General features: G+C 68.7%; 18 protein-coding genes. 11 read left to right on the top strand and 7 right to left on the bottom strand.

The genetic code is table 11. The features are described from left to right. Positions 1-236 precede the first annotated feature (236 nt). Entirely contained in the window at positions 237-1322 is a 1086-nt protein-coding gene (locus tag ACRDNQ_RS16500; protein ID WP_431829787.1) for a FliM/FliN family flagellar motor switch protein, read from the top strand. Between the two features lie 4 nt (positions 1323-1326). Here the strand turns inward: ACRDNQ_RS16500 and ACRDNQ_RS16495 are convergent, their stop codons facing one another. The 4 genes from ACRDNQ_RS16495 to ACRDNQ_RS16480 are packed head-to-tail and all read right to left on the bottom strand — an operon-like array spanning position 1327 to position 3511. Next, a complete protein-coding gene (locus ACRDNQ_RS16495; protein WP_431829786.1) occupies positions 1327-1764 on the bottom strand; it encodes a protein tyrosine phosphatase family protein in 438 nt (145 codons plus the stop codon). A 1-nt stretch (position 1765) separates the two neighbouring features. Then, positions 1766-2197: a DUF6691 family protein gene (locus ACRDNQ_RS16490; RefSeq protein ID WP_431829785.1), complete on the bottom strand. Its 432-nt coding sequence runs from the start codon at positions 2195-2197 to the stop codon at positions 1766-1768. Further along, a complete protein-coding gene (locus ACRDNQ_RS16485) occupies positions 2197-2622 on the bottom strand; it encodes a YeeE/YedE family protein (protein WP_431829784.1) in 426 nt (141 codons plus the stop codon). The genes ACRDNQ_RS16490 and ACRDNQ_RS16485 overlap by 1 nt, the downstream gene beginning before the upstream one ends. A 25-nt stretch (positions 2623-2647) precedes the next feature. Beyond that, on the bottom strand, positions 2648-3511 hold the full coding sequence (locus ACRDNQ_RS16480) for an MBL fold metallo-hydrolase (RefSeq protein ID WP_431829783.1): 864 nt from the start codon (positions 3509-3511) through the stop codon (positions 2648-2650). Between the two features lie 100 nt (positions 3512-3611). Here ACRDNQ_RS16480 and ACRDNQ_RS16475 point away from each other — a divergent pair, with 100 nt between their 5' ends. The 5 genes from ACRDNQ_RS16475 (at position 3612) to ACRDNQ_RS16455 (ending at position 7267) form a co-directional block, all read left to right on the top strand. After that, complete coding sequence (locus ACRDNQ_RS16475; protein WP_431829782.1) at positions 3612-3926, top strand: ArsR/SmtB family transcription factor; 315 nt, start codon at positions 3612-3614, stop codon at positions 3924-3926. A gap of 441 nt (positions 3927-4367) precedes the next feature. After that, positions 4368-4685, top strand: a complete 318-nt coding sequence (locus ACRDNQ_RS16470; RefSeq protein ID WP_431829781.1) for a TraR/DksA family transcriptional regulator — start codon at positions 4368-4370, stop codon at positions 4683-4685. Between the two features lie 10 nt (positions 4686-4695). After that, on the top strand, positions 4696-5004 hold the full coding sequence (locus ACRDNQ_RS16465) for a hypothetical protein (protein WP_431829780.1): 309 nt from the start codon (positions 4696-4698) through the stop codon (positions 5002-5004). After that, positions 4989-5198, top strand: a complete 210-nt coding sequence (locus ACRDNQ_RS16460; RefSeq protein WP_431829779.1) for a hypothetical protein — start codon at positions 4989-4991, stop codon at positions 5196-5198. The genes ACRDNQ_RS16465 and ACRDNQ_RS16460 overlap by 16 nt, the downstream gene beginning before the upstream one ends. 86 nt (positions 5199-5284) lie before the next feature. After that, positions 5285-7267 (top strand): enoyl-CoA hydratase-related protein, encoded by a 1983-nt coding sequence (locus ACRDNQ_RS16455; protein WP_431829778.1) that lies wholly within the window; start codon positions 5285-5287, stop codon positions 7265-7267. Positions 7268-7274: 7 nt separating this feature from the next. Here the strand turns inward: ACRDNQ_RS16455 and ACRDNQ_RS16450 are convergent, their stop codons facing one another. Continuing rightward, entirely contained in the window at positions 7275-9167 is a 1893-nt protein-coding gene (locus ACRDNQ_RS16450; RefSeq protein ID WP_431829777.1) for a propionyl-CoA synthetase, read from the bottom strand. A gap of 99 nt (positions 9168-9266) precedes the next feature. Continuing rightward, entirely contained in the window at positions 9267-11546 is a 2280-nt protein-coding gene (locus tag ACRDNQ_RS16445) for an NADP-dependent malic enzyme (RefSeq protein ID WP_431829776.1), read from the bottom strand. A gap of 191 nt (positions 11547-11737) precedes the next feature. On the opposite strand from ACRDNQ_RS16445, the gene ACRDNQ_RS16440 reads away from it, so the two are divergent. The 5 genes from ACRDNQ_RS16440 (at position 11738) to ACRDNQ_RS16420 (ending at position 15528) form a co-directional block, all read left to right on the top strand. Then, positions 11738-12130 carry a cytidine deaminase gene (locus tag ACRDNQ_RS16440; protein WP_431829775.1) on the top strand — a complete coding sequence of 131 codons (393 nt, stop codon included), beginning with the start codon at positions 11738-11740 and terminating at the stop codon, positions 12128-12130. Further along, positions 12130-13338 (top strand): phosphopentomutase, encoded by a 1209-nt coding sequence (locus ACRDNQ_RS16435; RefSeq protein WP_431829774.1) that lies wholly within the window; start codon positions 12130-12132, stop codon positions 13336-13338. Before ACRDNQ_RS16440 ends, ACRDNQ_RS16435 begins: the two co-directional genes overlap by 1 nt. Before the next feature lie 7 nt (positions 13339-13345). Next, the gene (locus ACRDNQ_RS16430; protein WP_431829773.1) at positions 13346-14317 is read left to right on the top strand and encodes an adenosine deaminase; all 972 of its coding nucleotides are present in this window, start codon (positions 13346-13348) and stop codon (positions 14315-14317) included. Beyond that, positions 14314-14946: a uracil phosphoribosyltransferase gene (gene upp / locus ACRDNQ_RS16425; RefSeq protein ID WP_431829772.1), complete on the top strand. Its 633-nt coding sequence runs from the start codon at positions 14314-14316 to the stop codon at positions 14944-14946. The genes ACRDNQ_RS16430 and upp overlap by 4 nt, the downstream gene beginning before the upstream one ends. Positions 14947-15015: 69 nt before the next feature. Further along, entirely contained in the window at positions 15016-15528 is a 513-nt protein-coding gene (locus tag ACRDNQ_RS16420; protein WP_431829771.1) for an SPOR domain-containing protein, read from the top strand. On the opposite strand, the gene ACRDNQ_RS16415 is transcribed toward ACRDNQ_RS16420, so the two are convergent. Continuing rightward, the gene (locus tag ACRDNQ_RS16415) at positions 15525-16544 is read right to left on the bottom strand and encodes a M48 family metalloprotease (RefSeq protein WP_431829770.1); all 1020 of its coding nucleotides are present in this window, start codon (positions 16542-16544) and stop codon (positions 15525-15527) included. The genes ACRDNQ_RS16420 and ACRDNQ_RS16415 overlap by 4 nt on opposite strands. Positions 16545-16608 lie beyond the last annotated feature (64 nt).

The raw sequence follows: 16608 nt of genomic DNA, 5'->3' as shown, positions 1-16608 counted from the left end.
GCGTGCATGTCCGGCCGGATATCCGCCATCTGTTCTTCCTCCCTAGCAAGGTCGTTCTTCGCGGCGTGCCGTGCCTGGCCGCCGCCTTGCCCGGATAATCGGTGCGAAGCGTGCGGTTCTCAAGCCCTTCTTGCCGCATCCGGCGGGGCGCGGGGTCCGAAATCAATCGTTAACCCCGAACTGGCAGAAGTGGTGCGACGTGGACAGGGACGGCGCGGGGCAGAAGGCGGCGCGAGATGACGCAGACGGCACTTTCGGTGATGCGGCGGAAGGCCGGCGCCCTTCGTGGGCCGCTGTCATCGACGGTGATGTCGTCGGCGCGGGCCTGGCACCAGACGCTGCCCCGGGTCGCGGACGACCACCTGGGGGTCGAGCTGTCGGTGTTGTCGGTGCACGAGGCGGCCCAACCGGCCACCGCCGCCGTCGCGGCCTTGCCCGAGGGCGGGCTTCTGATGCTGATGCGCGACGATCGTGGGCGGACGGGGCTTTGTTGCCTCGATGCCCCGGCCTTGGCCTCGGTGATCGAGGCGCAGACCACCGGTCAGGTCGGCCGCGCCCCCCCGCCCGAACGGCGCCCGACCGCGACCGACGCGGCCCTTGTGGCCGATCTTGTGGATGCGGTCTGCGCGGCGTTCGACGCCGCCGTCGGGGTGATGAGCCAGCGGCCGATTCATGCCGGCGCACGATTTGCCGGATACCTGTGCGACGCGCGGACCGCCGCAATGGCGCTGTCCGACGGTCCCCTGCACGCGGTCCGAATCGCGATCGATTTTGGCGGCGGGGCGCGGCAGGGCGCCCTGTCGCTTTTGATGCCGCCGTTCGCCCCCCTGTCGGGGCGCGCGGACGCGCCCGCCGCGGGGCGGCACCTTGGGGAAGAGCTTCGGCCAGTGGTCATGGAAGGCCGCGTTCAGCTCGAGGCGGTGCTGTGCCGTCTGCGCCTGCCGCTTCAGCGGATCCGGGCGCTGGCACCGGGCGACAGGCTGCGTGTCCCCGCGAAGGCGCTGATCGGGCTGTCGCTGGAGGCGCGTGACGGGCGGCCCGTCGGCCGGGCCCGGCTTGGCCAGATCGAAGGACGGAAGGCCGTTCGTCTGTCGGTCGACGCCGCCGATACGGACGCCGCCCAGTCGCCGCAGAAGCTTGCTGCCCTGCCGAGCGGCGCGGCGTCGCCTCCCGGGCAGGCGGGCGGGACGCGGATGGCGTCCGCGCCCAATCCCGGCGCGGGGCGGGACCCGGCGCATCCCGATGGCCGTGGAGGCGCCCCTTCCCACGACGGCGGTCTGTCCGGACCCGCGCTTTCAGGCCTTTCGCCGCCCGGCACCTAGCCGCCTAGCCGGTGCGCCGGGCCAGTCCGTCGATCTGCGGGCGCAGGCCTTCCATCGGATAGCCGGCGGAGGCGGTGGCGCGCAGGATCTCGTCGGTCGGCCTGCGCCCGGCCTCGGCCAGCGCCCAGACGGTGGCCGACCGCGTTCCCGACCGGCAATAGGCCAGCACCGGCCCCGAGGCCGCGTCGATCGCCGCGCGCTGGCGGTCGATGATCGACAGATCAAGACCCGCGGCGAAGGGGTTTTCGACAAAGGTCAGCCCGGCGGCCTCGGCCGCGGCCGCCATGGCCGCCACGTGAAGGTCGGGCGGGTTTTCCATGTCGGGGCGGTTGCAGATCACGGTGCTGTAGCCGCGCGCGCGGATCTCGGCCATGTCCTCGGGCGCGACCTGCGGGCTTACGGCATAGTCGTCGGTCAGGACGCGGATTTCGAGGGTCGACATGTCAGGTGCTCCCGGCGATGGCGTCGATGCGGGTGCGCATCGGTGGCGCCGCGAGCATGCCCGCAATCATCGCCACAAGAAAGACCACACCGCCGATCCCGTTGTAGGTGAGAGAGGCGATGGCCGGCCCCGGGCAAAGCCCCACAAGGCCCCAGCCCACGCCGAACAGGATCGAGCCCACGACAAGGTTGTGGCCGATCCGCGGCTCGGGCGGGGCCGGGAACGCGCCGCCCAGCATCGGTCGGCGCCCGACGGTGATGCGCCAGGCGATCGCCATGGGGATGATCGCCCCGCCCATGACGAAGGCGAGCGTCGGGTCCCAGTCGCCGAAGATGTCGAGCCAGCCCTGCACCTTGGTCGTATCGGTCATGCCCGACACCAGAAGGCCCGCCCCGAAGAGGCTGCCGGCGATGAAAGCGAAAAGCGCGCGCATCAGATCACCCCCAGAACATGCTTGAAGACCACGACCGCAAGGCCGCCCGCGCCGATGTAGAACACCGTCGCCACCATCCCGCGCAGCGAGAAGCGGGAAATCCCGCAGACCCCGTGGCCCGACGTGCAGCCGTTCGCCAGCCGTGTGCCAACGCCCACGAGGATACCCGCGATCGCCACGAGCGCGTAGTTCGACGTCAGGTGCGTGTCGACCTCGGAGTAAAGCGGCACGAGCAGGGCGGGCATGAGGACGAGGCCGGCGATGAACGCCACCCGTTCAAGCCAGGTGCTGCGTCCGCTGCCGTCGACAAGCCCGCCGATGATGCCCGAGGCGCCCATGATGCGCCCGTTCACCAGAAGATAGACCGCGCCGGCAAGGCCGATGATCAGCCCGCCGACGAGTCCCCAGATCCAATCCTGTTCCATCGCGTTTCCTTGGTTCGAAAAGCTCTCAGAGCCGGTTCACCGGCACCTTGAGGAAGACGTCGCCCTGCGCGTCGGGCGCCGGCATGTTGCCTGCGCGCATGTTGACCTGCAACGACGGGATGATCAGCCGCGGCATCGCCAGTTGCGCATCGCGGGTCTCGCGCATGTCCACGAACTGCTCGGCCGAGGCGCCGCCGCCGACATGCACGTTTCTGGCCTTCTGTTCGCCCACCGTCGTCTCCCAGGCGTAATCCTCGCGGCCCGGCGCCTTGTAGTCGTGGCCCACGAAGATGCGCGTCTCGTCGGGAAGCGCAAGGATGCGCTGGATCGAGTTGTAAAGATCGCGGGCCGATCCGCCGGGGAAATCGCAGCGCGCGGTTCCGAAGTCCGGCATGAACAGCGTGTCGCCGACGAAAGCCGCGTCGCCGATCACATAGGTCAGGCAGGCCGGCGTGTGGCCGGGCGTGTGCAGCACATCGCCACGAAGCTGCCCGATGTGAAAGCTGTCGCCGTCTCCGAACAGCGCGTCGAACTGGCTGCCGTCGCGCTGGAACTCGGTGCCTTCGTTGAAGACCTTGCCGAAGGTGTCCTGGACCACCGTGATATTGCGCCCGATGCCGATCTTTCCGCCAAGCTTTTCCTGAAGGTAGGGCGCGGCGGACAGGTGGTCGGCATGGACATGGGTTTCCAGGATCCAGGCCACCTCAAGCCCCTCGGAGAGGACGTGGTCGACGATGGCGTCGGCCGACGAGGTGTCGGTGCGGCCGCTGGCGTAATCGAAGTCGAGGACGCTGTCGATGATGGCGGCCTGACGGCCTTGCGGATCACGGAGGACGTAGCTGATGGTGTTGGTGGCTGCGTCAAAGAATGCTTTGACTTCCGGTTTCATCTTTCGTCTCCTGCATATGAGGTTAGGCCCTATATGGATGATTGCTCTAACATGTCAATCGTGATATGTTTCTGGCAATCAGCGGGTATGCGTGAAGATGATGACTGAAGATCTGGTGATATCGCAGACGGCGATGGCGGACGCGGCCGATGAAGCGGCGACGCTGATGCGGGCATTGTCGAACCCGTCGCGATTGCTGCTTTTGTGCCAACTGGTCGAAGGCGAGAAAAGCGTGGGCGAGCTCGAGCGCGCGCTTGGCATGAGCCAGGCCTATGTCAGTCAGCAGCTTGCGCGGCTTCGGGGCGAAGCGCTGGTGGCGGCCAGCCGCGACGGTCGCACCGTGCGCTACCGCCTGGCCGACCCCCGCATCATTCCCGTGATCGGGGCGATCTACGAGCAGTTCTGCCCGCACTGACGGGTCGGCGGACTGCCCGCACCTTCCGCATCTTGCCCCCGGCCTTGCCCACCGAATGGGCGAAAGATCGCCCGACGGTGCCGCTCTGCCGTTCCCGCGTCGCACGTCTGTTGCACGAAGGGTATACTTGGGGCCATGCGCAGCCCCCCCGCGCTGCCACGGGAGAATTCGATGAAAGACATAACCACGGGTGCCCGCCCCGGCGACAAGTCCGACACGACCCGCGACGAGGACATCAGGCCACGACCAAGAGCCCGGCTTGTGCCGCCGGCCGTTGCAATCGGACGGGGACCGCGACCAGACCTGCCCTCCGACCCTGACGAGATGTGGGAGAATATGCCGATCTGACGGATCGGCCGCTCCCTTGACGTGGATCAAGGCCCCGGTGGCGACCCCCTTCTAGCGTCGGAGCATCAGCCGACCGCTTCGAAGGAGGCCCCGATGATCGACGTCAAGGCACGCGAAACCACGCTCAAGTTCCGTCTGGCCGAGTTGAACGCCCGATTGCACGGGATCGAGGAAGAGCTTGACTCGCACCAGTCGAAGGATTGGGAGGAGCTTGCCGTCGAACGCGAGGAAGACGAGGTCCTGCAGGGGATCGGGTCTTCCGGGAAGGCCGAGATCGAGCAGATCCACGCCGCCCTCGCGCGGATCGCGGCCGGAGAATATGGCTTCTGCGTCAGATGCGGAAACGAGATTTCGTCCGAACGCCTTGATGTGCTGCCAGCCACGCCCTTTTGCCGCGACTGCGCAAGATGAGGGCGCGGCGATGGGCGAAGACGACACCGAGCACCCCGGGGACCATCCCCCGGACCGCCCGGCGCTGAGCGATCCGCAGCGGGCCGAGTTGCGCGGTCGGATCCGGGACCTTCTGGCGTCACGGTCGCTGGCCGAAAAGGTCAGGCGCAACCTGACCTCCCGGGCCGTGGAGCAGGGCGACGACACCGCGTTCGACGGGGACGACGTCGATCTGCCGGACAGGATCCAGAGTTTCTTCCGCCAGTCGAACGAAAGTCTGGTATCGTTTCCGAGGTCACCCGCACATGGAAGGGAGATGCAGCCGTGTTCGAAACACTGAAAGCCTCGATCGCGATGATCCTCGACGAGATCGCCGCCCGCCCGATCGACCGGCACATCCTGCAGGAAGACCTGCGCGAGAAGATCGCCGAATTGCGCGCCCTTGGGCTGCCCGTGCCCGAAGACATCGAGGCGCTTGAACAAGCGCTAGAAGACCCCGAGAACGACGATCTGTGGAAGGACCTGACCGTCTGACCGGCCGAATGTGGCCGAAACCCGCATCTACAGCTTGAGTTGCCGGCCGTCTTGGCTACAAGATCAGCCATGACGTGGGGGCGGCTGTGAGCGGTGGTGTAACCTATCTTCTGCGCGACGGCGTGGTGATCATCGAGATCGACCACCCGCCGCTGAACGCCCTGTCGGCACCGTTCCGTCGCGATCTCGATGCCGCACTCGCCCGGGCCGAGGCCTCGGACGAGGTGCAGGCGATCGTGCTGCGCGGGCGCGGGCGCAGCTTCGGCAGCGGCACCGATCCGGCTGCCTCGGCCCCCGGTCAGAAGGCGCCGACGCTGCAGGCGATCTGCGCGCGGATCGACGCCTGCCCGAAACCGGTGATCGCGGCGCTTCACGGCACGGTTCTGGGCAATTCGGCCGACCTTGCAGTGGCCGCGCATTACCGCGTGGCCCAGCATGGTACGGCGATCGGCTTTCCCGAGGCGCGGCTGGGGCTTCTGCCGGCGGGCGGGGCCAGCCAGCGTCTGCCGCGCCTTGTGGGCGCCGAGGTCGCGATCGCCATGTTCCAGTCTGGCCGGCCGGTCGGCATCGCCTCGGGCACGCGGAACGGCCTTGCCGACAGGATCGTCCAGGACAAGTGCGGGGTCGCGGCTTTCGCGCTTGCGCGTGAACTGATCGCCGGGGGGGCGGGGCCCAGGCCGGCGTCCGCGCGGCAGGACCGCTTCGCCGATCCGGCGACCTATCTCGACGCCGTCGGTTCCGCGCGCGAAGCGCTTCAGCCGGACGGCCTTCCGGTGATGGCCGAGATCGTGAACTGCGTCGAGGCGGCGCTGCTTCTGCCCTATGACGAAGGGCTTGCCTTCGACCAGACCGCGGCCGAGGGCCTGCGCGTGTCCGACATCGCCGCCGCCCTTTGCCATGTGGCACGCGCCGAGCGCCGCGCGATGGCCTTCCCCGCGACCCTCGGGGCCGAGCCGCGCGAGGTCGACCGGATCGGCCTCTGCGTCGGCGGCGAGGATGCCGCCGAGCTTGCCGTCGACTGTCTGGATGCGGGGCTCGAGGTCGTCCTCTCGGCCGAGGACGAAGGAACGCTTGAGGACTGTTATGCCGCGATCGGCGAGATCTACGATGCCCGCATCGCGGCGCGGACGCTTGAGGACGAGGCCGCGGAGGAGCGGCTGGACCGTCTGACCATGCTCTGCGGGGTCCGGGCCTTCGATACGGCGCAGGTGATCATCGACGCGGCGTCGACCGATACCGCCTCGGCCGCGCGCCTGTTTTCGGCGCTTGATGCGGTCGCGCCCGCGGGAACCGTCTTTGCGGCAACCGGCCCCGGCGTCGCACTGCAGGCGGTTGCGCAGGGGGTGCAGCGGGCGGGCGATGTGGTGGCCCTGCGCCTGCCCGGCGCGGCCGCGGCCGAGATCGTCACGCTGCCCAAGGTGTCGCGCCACGCGCTGGCGACCGTCTTCACGCTGATGCGTCGGCTTGGGCGATTGCCGGTGCGCTCGATCGACGGGGCCGCTGGCGGCGGCATCGCCCTGCGGCTTCTGGGCGCGCTCGAGTCCGCGGCCGAGGCGCTTGCCGCGCAGGGGGTCCGGCCCGAGGACATCGACGCGGCGCTGACGGCCTGGGGTCTTGCCGAAGGTGTGTTCGAGGCGCGCGAACGGCGGGGCGATGGCCTGCGAGATGGCAGGGGGGATGGCCTGTCGCAGGCGGTGGCTGCGCAGGGCGGTGGGGCGGCCTTCACGCTGGACACCGACCCGCGCCCGCGCTTCCCGGCGCCGCGGCGACTTTCGCCCGAGACGATCCAGCGCACCTGCCTTGCCGCGGTCGTCAACGAAGGCGCGCGGCTTCTGACCGACGGCGTGGCGCGGATGCCTTCTGACATCGACGCGCTGGCGGTGCACGGTCTGGGCTATGCGCGCCGCACAGGCGGGCCGATGCAGGCCGGCGACCTGGCCGGGCTTCTTGGTCTGCGCCGTGCCCTGCCACGCCTTGGCGAACGCGGCGGCATCGGCGGCCAGCCATCGCCGCTTCTTGACGATCTCATCAAGAACGGGCGCGGCTTCGACAGCCTGAACTCCGGCTGAAGCCGGGCTAGACCGGTGCGTATCCGACCCGTTGCAGGGCTGTGCGGATTTCCTCCAGGATCGCGGGGTCGTCGATCGTCGCGGGCGTCTTGAAAGCCTCGCCATCGGCGATCTTCACCATCGTCCCGCGCAGGATCTTTCCCGACCGGGTCTTCGGCAGGCGGTTCACCACGACCGCGTGCTTGAAGGCGGCGACCGGCCCGATCTGGTCGCGCACAAGCTTCACCACCTCTTTCACGATCACGGCCTCGTCCCGGTCGCAGCCGGCGTTGAGGCACAGGAAGCCGAAGGGCAGTTGGCCCTTCAACTCGTCCGACACGCCGATCACCGCGCATTCGGCGACATCGGGATGCGAGGCCAGCACCTCTTCCATGGCGCCGGTGGACAGACGGTGGCCGGCCACGTTGATCACGTCGTCGGTGCGCGCCATGATGTAGAGGTAGCCGTCTTCGTCGATATAGCCCGCGTCACCGGTTTCATAGTAGCCCGGGAAATGCTCGAGGTAGGACTTGCGGAACCGCGCCTCGGCGTTCCAGAGCGTCGGCAGGGTGCCGGGGGGCAGGGGAAGCTTCACCGCGATCGCGCCCAGCGTGCCCGGCGGCACCGGATGCCCGGCCTCGTCCAGCACCTGCACGTCCCAGCCGGGCATCGGAACCGAGGGCGAGCCGATCTTGACCGGCAGCTTTTCGATCCCGAGCGGGTTCGCGGCGATGGCATAGCCGGTCTCGGTCTGCCACCAGTGGTCGATCACCGGCACGTCAAGCACGCGCTCGGCCCAGAGGATGGTGTCGGGGTCGGCGCGTTCGCCGGCAAGGAAGAGGGCGCGCAGGGGCGACGTGTCGTAGGCCTTGACCAGACTGCCCTTCGGGTCTTCGCGCTTGATCGCGCGGAACGCCGTGGGCGCGGTGAACAGCACCTTGATCCGGTGCTCTTCGATCATGCGCCAGAAGGTGCCGGCGTCGGGCGTGCCCACCGGCTTGCCCTCGAACACCACGGTGGTGTTGCCGTGCACCAGCGGGCCATAGCAGATATAGCTGTGGCCCACGACCCAACCCACGTCCGAGGCGGCCCAGAAGACCTCGCCCGGGGCCATGCCGTAGACGTTCTTCATCGTCCAGTTCAACGCCACCAGATGCCCCGCCGTGGGGCGCACCACGCCCTTCGGCTGGCCCGTCGTGCCCGAGGTGTAAAGGATGTAGGCGGGATGATTGCCCTCGACCGGCACGCAGTCGGCGGGGTCGACGCCGTACTGGAATTCGTGCCAGTCCAGATCGCGTCCCGGCGTCAGGTGGGCGACTTCCTGCTCGCGCTGAAGGATCACGCAGAACTCGGGCTTGTGCGCGGCCTGCTCGATCGCGCCGTCGAGAAGCGGCTTGTAGTGGACGACGCGCCCGGGTTCGATCCCGCAGGAGGCCGCGATGATCGCCTTGGGCCGGGCGTCGTCGATCCGCACCGCCAGTTCATGCGCCGCGAAGCCGCCGAACACCACCGAGTGGATCGCGCCCAGCCGCGCGCAGGCCAGCATCGCCTCGAGCGCCTCGGGCACCATCGGCATGTAGAGGATGACGCGGTCGCCCTTCTCGATGCCGCGCGCCTTCAGGGCGCCGGCAAGCGAGGCGACGCGGTCGCGAAGTTCGGCGAAGGTGATCGCGCGCTTGGTGTGGGTGACGGGGCTGTCGTAGATGATTGCAAGGCGGTCGCCGTGGCCGGCCTCGACATGGCGGTCGACGGCGTTCCAGCAGCCGTTGAGCCGGCCGTCCACGAACCATTCGTAAAGCGGCGCCTTGTCGGCGAAAAGCGCCTTCGACGGCTTTTCCACCCAGTCGATCGCCTCGGCCGCCTGCATCCAGAAAGCCTCGGGATCGGCCTTGGCCTGATCATAGATTTCACGGTAGCCCACCGGTGTCCCTCCTCCGCAGGTCCTTGTCCGTGTTACTGGGCGATGCGGCACCCGGCAAGCGGCAGACCTGCGCCAGACGGTCACTGTTGGCGCTAAATGTCAGGCATACTTGGCAAGTGGTGTGCCAGCGATGGCTGACATGTTCAGAAGTCCGCGGGCGGTGATGGCGGGCGTCACGATATGCGCGCGGTTGCCCATGCCCATCAGGATCGGCCCCACCTCGAGCGCCTGCGCCTTCATCTTGAGGATGTTGCGCACGCCGGATGCCGCGTCGGTATTGGCGAAGATCAGCACGTTGGCGGGGCCTTCGAAGCGCGCCGCGGGGAAGATGCGCTGGCGCAACTCGGTGTCGAGTGCGGTGTCCGCGTGCATCTCGCCCTCGTATTCGAAATCGCGGGGCGCGGCGTCAAGGATCGCCAGCGCCGCGCGCATTCGACGCCCGGTGTCGCAGTCGAGGTTGCCGAACTGGCTGTGCGAACACAGCGCCACCTTGGGCGCCAGCCCGAAGCGGCGGACATGCCGCGCGGCCGCGGTGGCCGTCTCGGCGATCTGTTCGGGCGTGGGTTCGGCATGGACATGGGTGTCGGCGATGAAAAGCGGCCCGTCGGGCATGATCATCAGGCTGAGCGCCCCCACCGGCTTCAGCGCCGCCGTGCCCAGGACCTGGGTGATGTAGTTGAGGTGCCACAGGAACTGCCCGAAGGTGCCGCAAAGCATGCTGTCGGCCTCGGCCCGGTGAACCATGACAGCCCCGATCGCCGTCGTGTTCGTGCGCATGATCGCGCGGGCGAGGTCGGGGGTCACGCCGCGCCGTTCCATCAGCCCGTGATAGGTCGTCCAGTAGTCGCGATAGCGCGGGTCGTTTTCGGGGTTCACGATCTCGAAGTCGGTGCCGGGGCGGATCGGCAGGCCGATGCGTTCGGCCCGCGTCGCGATCACGTCGGGCCGGCCGATCAGGATCGGCGCGTCGGTGGTTTCCTCGATCATCGCGTTGGCCGCGCGCAGGACGCGCTCGTCCTCGCCCTCGGTGAAGACGATCTTGCGCGAGGCTGTCGCCGCGGCCTCGAAGACCGGTCGCATGATGAGGGCCGAACGGAAGACCGACCCGTCCAGCTTGCGCTTGTAGGCCTCGAAATCCTCGATCGGGCGGGTGGCGACGCCGGTTTCCATGGCCGCGCGCGCCACGGCGGGGGCGATCACACCCATCAGCCGCGGGTCGAAGGGCTTGGGGATCAGGTAGTCGGCGCCGAAGGTCATCTGCTCGCCCTTGTAGGCGGCGGCAGCCTCGGCGCTGGTCGTGGCGCGGGCAAGCGCGGCGATGCCCTCGATGCAGGCGATCTTCATCTCGTCGTTGATCTCGGTCGCGCCGACATCGAGCGCCCCGCGGAAGATGAAGGGGAAGCACAGGACGTTGTTGACCTGGTTGGGGAAATCGCTGCGCCCGGTGGCGATGATCGCGTCGGGTGCCGCGGCGCGGGCCAGTTCGGGCAGGATCTCGGGCGCAGGATTCGCAAGGGCAAAGACGATGGGGGTGCGGGCCATCTTCCGCACCATGTCGGGGGTCAGCACGCCCGGGCCGGACAGGCCCAGGAAAAGGTCGGCGCCCTCGATCACGTCGCCCAGACCGCGCGGGCCGCCCGGCTGGGCATAGTCGGCCTTCTGCGGGGTCATGTCCTCGGCCCGGCCTTCGTGGACCAGGCCGTGCAGATCGCAAAGCCACACGTTCTCGCGCCGTGCGCCCAGCTTGAGCAGCATGTTCAGGCAGGCGATCCCCGCCGCCCCGCCGCCGGTCGAGACGATCTTGATGTCCTCGATCCGCTTTCCCGCCACCAGCAGCGCGTTCGTCGCGGCCGCGCCCACCACGATCGCGGTGCCGTGCTGGTCGTCGTGAAAGACGGGGATGTTCATCCGTTCGCGGCAGATGCGTTCGACGATGAAGCAATCTGGCGCCTTGATGTCTTCCAGGTTGATCGCCCCGAAGGTGGGTTCGAGGGCGCAGATGATCGCGGCCAGCTTTTTAGGATCGCTTTCGTTCAGCTCGATGTCGAAGCAGTCGATCGCGCCGAACTTCTTGAAGAGCACGGCCTTGCCTTCCATCACCGGCTTCGAGGCAAGCCCGCCGATGTTGCCAAGCCCAAGCACGGCCGACCCGTTCGACACCACCGCGACAAGGTTGCCGCGCGCCGTGAAGCGACTGGCCGACGCGGGGTCGGCCTTGATCTCGAGACAGGCCTCGGCCACGCCGGGCGAATAGGCCCGGGCCAGGTCCCGCCCGTTCGCAAGCGGTTTGGTCGCACGTATCTCGAGTTTTCCGGGGCGGGGGAACTCGTGATAGTCGAGCGCCGCCTGCCGCAGCGCGTCCTGCCGGCTGTCCGTCATTCTTTCCTCCTGCTGCCCGGGGATAGTTTAAGGCTAAACTATCCCCGGCGCGGCTTAGTGCCTTCGTGCCGCGGCGTCAATCTTGCGCCGGACACGCGATGCAGTCTTCGGCGAAACCGCGGCGCGGGGCAAGGCTTGCATCCGCCGGGCGCGCGGCACAGACTTCGGCGAAACCGAAGGAGTGGTCGCCGATGTCACTGATGGACGCAGCGCGCGAGGTGCGTGAGAAGGCCTATGCGCCCTATTCGAAGTTCAAGGTCGGCGCCGCGCTTCGGGCCGAGGACGGGCAGGTCTATGTCGGCTGCAACGTCGAGAACGTGGCCTACCCCGAAGGCACCTGCGCCGAGGCCGGTGCGATCGCCGCCATGTGCGCGGCGGGCGCGCGCCGGATCGTGGAAGTGGCCGTGATCGGCGACAGCGCGCACCCCGTCACCCCCTGCGGCGGCTGTCGTCAGAAGATCGCGGAATTCGCCGCACCCGAGGTGACGGTCACCATGGGCACGATGGCGGGCCTTTCGGTGACCATGACGGTGGCCGAGCTTCTGCCCGGCGCCTTCGGGCCGGGGCACATGGAGACCGAGTGATGCCGCGCGCCTTCCTTGTCGTGATGGATTCTGTCGGGGCAGGGGGGGCGCCGGACGCGGCAAGGTTCTTCAACGGAACCCGCCCGGACACGGGCGCCAACACCCTGGCCCATATCGCAGCGGAATGCGCCGCCGGGCGGGCGGACGAGGGGCGGAGCGGCCCGCTGCGCCTGCCCAATCTGGACACGATGGGGTTGGGGGCGGCGGTCGAGCTTGCGTCGGGACACCGTCCTGCCGGGCTGACGGCCGCGCCGCAGGGCCTTTGGGGCGCGGCCACCGAGGTGTCGCGGGGCAAGGACACGCCGTCCGGCCACTGGGAACTTGCCGGCGTGCCAGTGCCGTGGGACTGGCACTATTTTCCCGACACGACGCCCGCCTTCCCGGACGATCTGGTGGCGCGGGTCTGCCGGCTTGCGGGGACCGAGGGCATCCTTGGCAACTGCCATGCCTCGGGCACCGTCATCATCGAGCAGTTCGGCGCCCGGCACATCGAGACCGGCTGGCCGATCTGCTATACCTCGGCGGACAGTGTCTTCCAGATCGCCGCGCACGAAGAGCACTTCGGCCTCGACCGCCTTCTGCGGCTGTGCAGCGACCTGGCGCCCAGGCTGCACGCGATGAAGGTCGGCCGCGTGATCGCCCGGCCCTTCGTGGGCACGCCGGGCGCCTTCGAGCGCACCGCGAACCGCCACGACTACGCCATCGCCCCGCCCAGCCCCACGCTGTGCGACTGGGTGCAGGCGGCGGGCGGGCGCGTCCATGCCATCGGCAAGATCGGCGACATCTTCTCGATGCAGGGCATCGACGACGTGGCCAAGGGGCCGGACACGGCCCTGATGGACCACCTCGAGGCGGCGCTGCGCGACGCCGAAGACGGCAGCCTGACCTTTGCCAACTTCGTCGAATTCGACAGCCGCTTCGGCCACCGCCGCGACGTGTCGGGCTATGCCCGCGCGCTGGAATGGTTCGACGCGGCGTTGCCGCGCCTCTTTCGCCACCAGCGCCCGGGCGATCTGATCCTCTTCACCGCCGATCACGGCAACGACCCGACCTGGACCGGCACGGACCACACGCGCGAACGCGCGCCGGTGGTGGGCAGGGGCCTGGGCATGCGCGAGATTGGCCTTGTGGCCTTCGCCGATATCGGGGCAAGCGTGGCGGCGCACCTCGGGGTCGCCTCCGCGCCTCCGGGGCGGAGTTTCCTGTGAGGCGGACATGAAGAAGATCGAACTGCACCTGCACCTGGAAGGCGCGGCGCCGCCCGCCTTCGTGCGGGGCATCGCGAAGCAGAAGCACGAAGATATCTCGCGCATCTTCGCCGCCGACGGCAGCTATGCCTACAGCGACTTCTGGCATTTCCTGAAGGTCTACGAGGCGGCGACCTCGGTCCTGACCACGCCCGAGGATTATGCCCGTCTGACGCGGGCGGTGCTGGCAGAAAGCGCCGCGGCGGGGGTGGTCTATTCCGAGACGTTCCTTTCGCCGGATTTCTGCGGCGGGCGCGACGTCGCGGCCTGGCGCGAATACCTGCACGCCATCCGCGAGGCCGCCGATGCGGCAGAACGCGAGGACGGGATCACCCTGCGCGGCATCATCACCTGCATCCGGCACTTCGGCCCCGAGAAGGCGAAGGAAACCGCCCTTTGCGCCGCCGAGACCGCGGGCGACTGGATCGTCGGCTTCGGCATCGCCGGCGACGAACGGGCGGGAAAACCCCGCGACTTCGCCTGGTCCTTCGACCTGGCGCGCGAGGCCGGGTTGCGGCTGACGGCCCACGCCGGTGAATGGGGCGGACCCGACAGCGTGACCGATGCGCTTGACGCGCTTGGCGTCGAACGCATCGGCCACGGGGTCCGCGCGATCGAGGATCGGGCGACGGTGGACAGACTGGCGCGCGAGGGCATCGTGCTCGAGGTCTGTCCGGGCTCGAACGTGGCACTTGGGCTGTATCGCGACTGGGCCGCCCACCCCATCAAGCGGCTGCGCGACGCGGGCGTGCGGGTGACCGTCTCGACCGACGATCCGCCCTTCTTCCACACCACCATGGCGCACGAGTTCGACATGCTCGCCCGTGCCTTCGGCTGGGAGGACGAGGAATTGCAGGCCCTGAACGCCACCGCGCTTGACGCCGCCTTCTGCGACGGCGAGACGAAGGACCGTATCCGCAAGACACTCGAGGCCCCATGAAAGAGCACCTGACCATCGTCAAACACCCGCTGGTGCAGCACAAGCTGACGTTGATGCGCGAGAAGGACACCTCGACCGCCAAGTTCCGCCAGCTTCTGCGCGAAATCAGCCTGCTGCTGGCCTACGAGGTCACGCGCGACCTGCACATGACCACCAGGCGCATCGAAACCCCGCTGGCCGAGATGGACGCGCCGGTGCTCGAAGGGCGCAAGCTTGCGCTGATCTCGATCCTGCGCGCCGGCAACGGGCTTCTCGACGGGATGCTGGAACTCATCCCCTCGGCGCGGGTGGGGTTCATCGGGCTTTACCGGGACGAGAAGACGCTTCAGCCGGTGCAGTACTATTTCAAGGTGCCCGCCAACCTTGAAGAACGCTTCGTCATCGCCGTCGATCCGATGCTGGCCACGGGCAATTCCTCGGCCGCGGCGATCGACCTTCTGAAGAAGTCCGGCGCGAAGGAAATCCGCTTCCTGTGCCTGCTGGCCGCGCCCGAGGGCGTGGCGCACATGAAAGAGGCGCATCCCGACGTGCCGATCGTGACCGCGGCGCTGGACCAGCGTCTGAACGAAAAGGGCTATATCGTGCCTGGCCTCGGCGATGCCGGCGATCGCATGTTCGGCACGCAATAGCGTCCGGGTTTACTTGTCGAGGCGGCTTGGGCATCCTCGCGCCAGTCCCTGCGACGCGATGGAGTTGCCATGAAACCGGTCCTGAGCGCGCTGATCCTTCTGGTTGCGGGAACAGCGCAGGCGCAAGAGAGCACGGGCCTGACCCTGCGCGAGATCTACGACTTCCCCGCGATCCCGCGCGGCTATGCGCGGGTCTGGGACGACGACCGCCTCAATCCGAACCGGGCGCGGGGCACCGCGGCCGGCGAGGCGCAGATGCGCGCGATCTGGACCGACGAAGTCCCGATGCGGCTGCAGCCCGCGCCGCCGCGGGCATCCGCGGCCGCGCCGGCGACCGGCTTTCGCGTCCTGACCGAGGCGCCGGGTGTCTTCGTGCAGGTCGATCCCGCCGGCGCGCCCGTCGCCGGCACAGTGTCGGGGCTTCGCGCCGCCGGCATCCCCGCGCAGCAAGGCGTGTTGCGTGGCGGCGCGGGCGACGTTCCGATCGTTCTGGCCGGCCCCTATGGCGACCGCTCCTCGGCCGAGGCGGCCGTCGCCGCCTTGCAGCGCCTTGGCTATTCGGGGCGCGTCCTGCGCAACTAGGGCCCGCAGATATTCTGCAGCGCGACCCAAGCCTGGTCCGACAGGATCGGCCGTTCAAGCGGCGTTCTGACGCTGTCGGCCTCGATCAGGTCGACAGTGGTCTCGCCGGTGATGTCGAGCGCATAGGCATAGGGCGTGATCGGCACGCCGGCCGTGGCGAAGCGGGGCACAAGCCCCTCGGCCGGCAAGAGCGGGGGATCGTCCTGCGCCACAAGGGCACGGGCACGGGCGCCGATCGCGGCCTGCGGGACCTCGCCCGTGGTCAGAAGGCGCAGCGCCGCACCGATTCCCGCGGCATGCAGCATCTCTTCCAGAGGGTCGACCGACCTCATCCGCTGGGTTTCGGCCAGCACATAGCCTGCAACGACTTCGGGCGTCTCGTAATCCTCGACAAGGGCGCGGCCCAGAAGGATCGTGCCGTCGGGCAGATGCCGCGCCGACAGAACCCCGTCGGGCACGATCATCAGCGTCGTGCTGTCGTCGCTCAGCAGGCGTCGCGATAGTGCCGCCAGCGCGCGCGTCCCCTGGGGCGATGCGCAGGGCGGACCGGTCAGCGGACGCAGTTCCGCCAGCATCGCGTCGCCGATCGCGGCGCGCGCGGCCTCGGGGACGATCGACGCCGTCTGCCGCGCCAGCGCGCCGGGCACCCAGAACACCCCGGCGCCCAGAACCGCCACGACAAGCGCCGCGATGATTCCGCCGCGCAGGCGCCCCGGACGGGGCCGTGCGCGCTCGACCGCCCGGCGCACGCGGTCGATGGCCTCGATCATCGCCGGATCGGCGACCTCGATCTCCTCGCTCGACGCCTCGCCTGGCGCGTAGCGCGCCGGATAGCCCCCGGGGTTGAGCCGCAGCACGGCCGGCAACGACCAGTGCGACAGCGCCACCTCGCGGCCGTCGTGGATCACAAGCGTGGCATCGCCCAGAGAAACATAGACGTCCCGGCGCTGCGCTTCGGGGTCGGGTCGCCAGATGGCCGTCGCCTCGAGCCTCTGGTATTCGGTAAGCGCCGTCATGGCGTCTTGTCCTGGAACTGCTCGTTGTGCCCTCGTGTATCGGGAACACTAGCCCATGTGGTGG

The sequence above is a fragment of the Saliniferula longa genome (assembly GCF_050789285.1).
Taxonomy (GTDB): domain Bacteria; phylum Pseudomonadota; class Alphaproteobacteria; order Rhodobacterales; family Rhodobacteraceae; genus CAVPWP01.
This window is presented reverse-complemented; position numbering and strand designations above follow the sequence as displayed.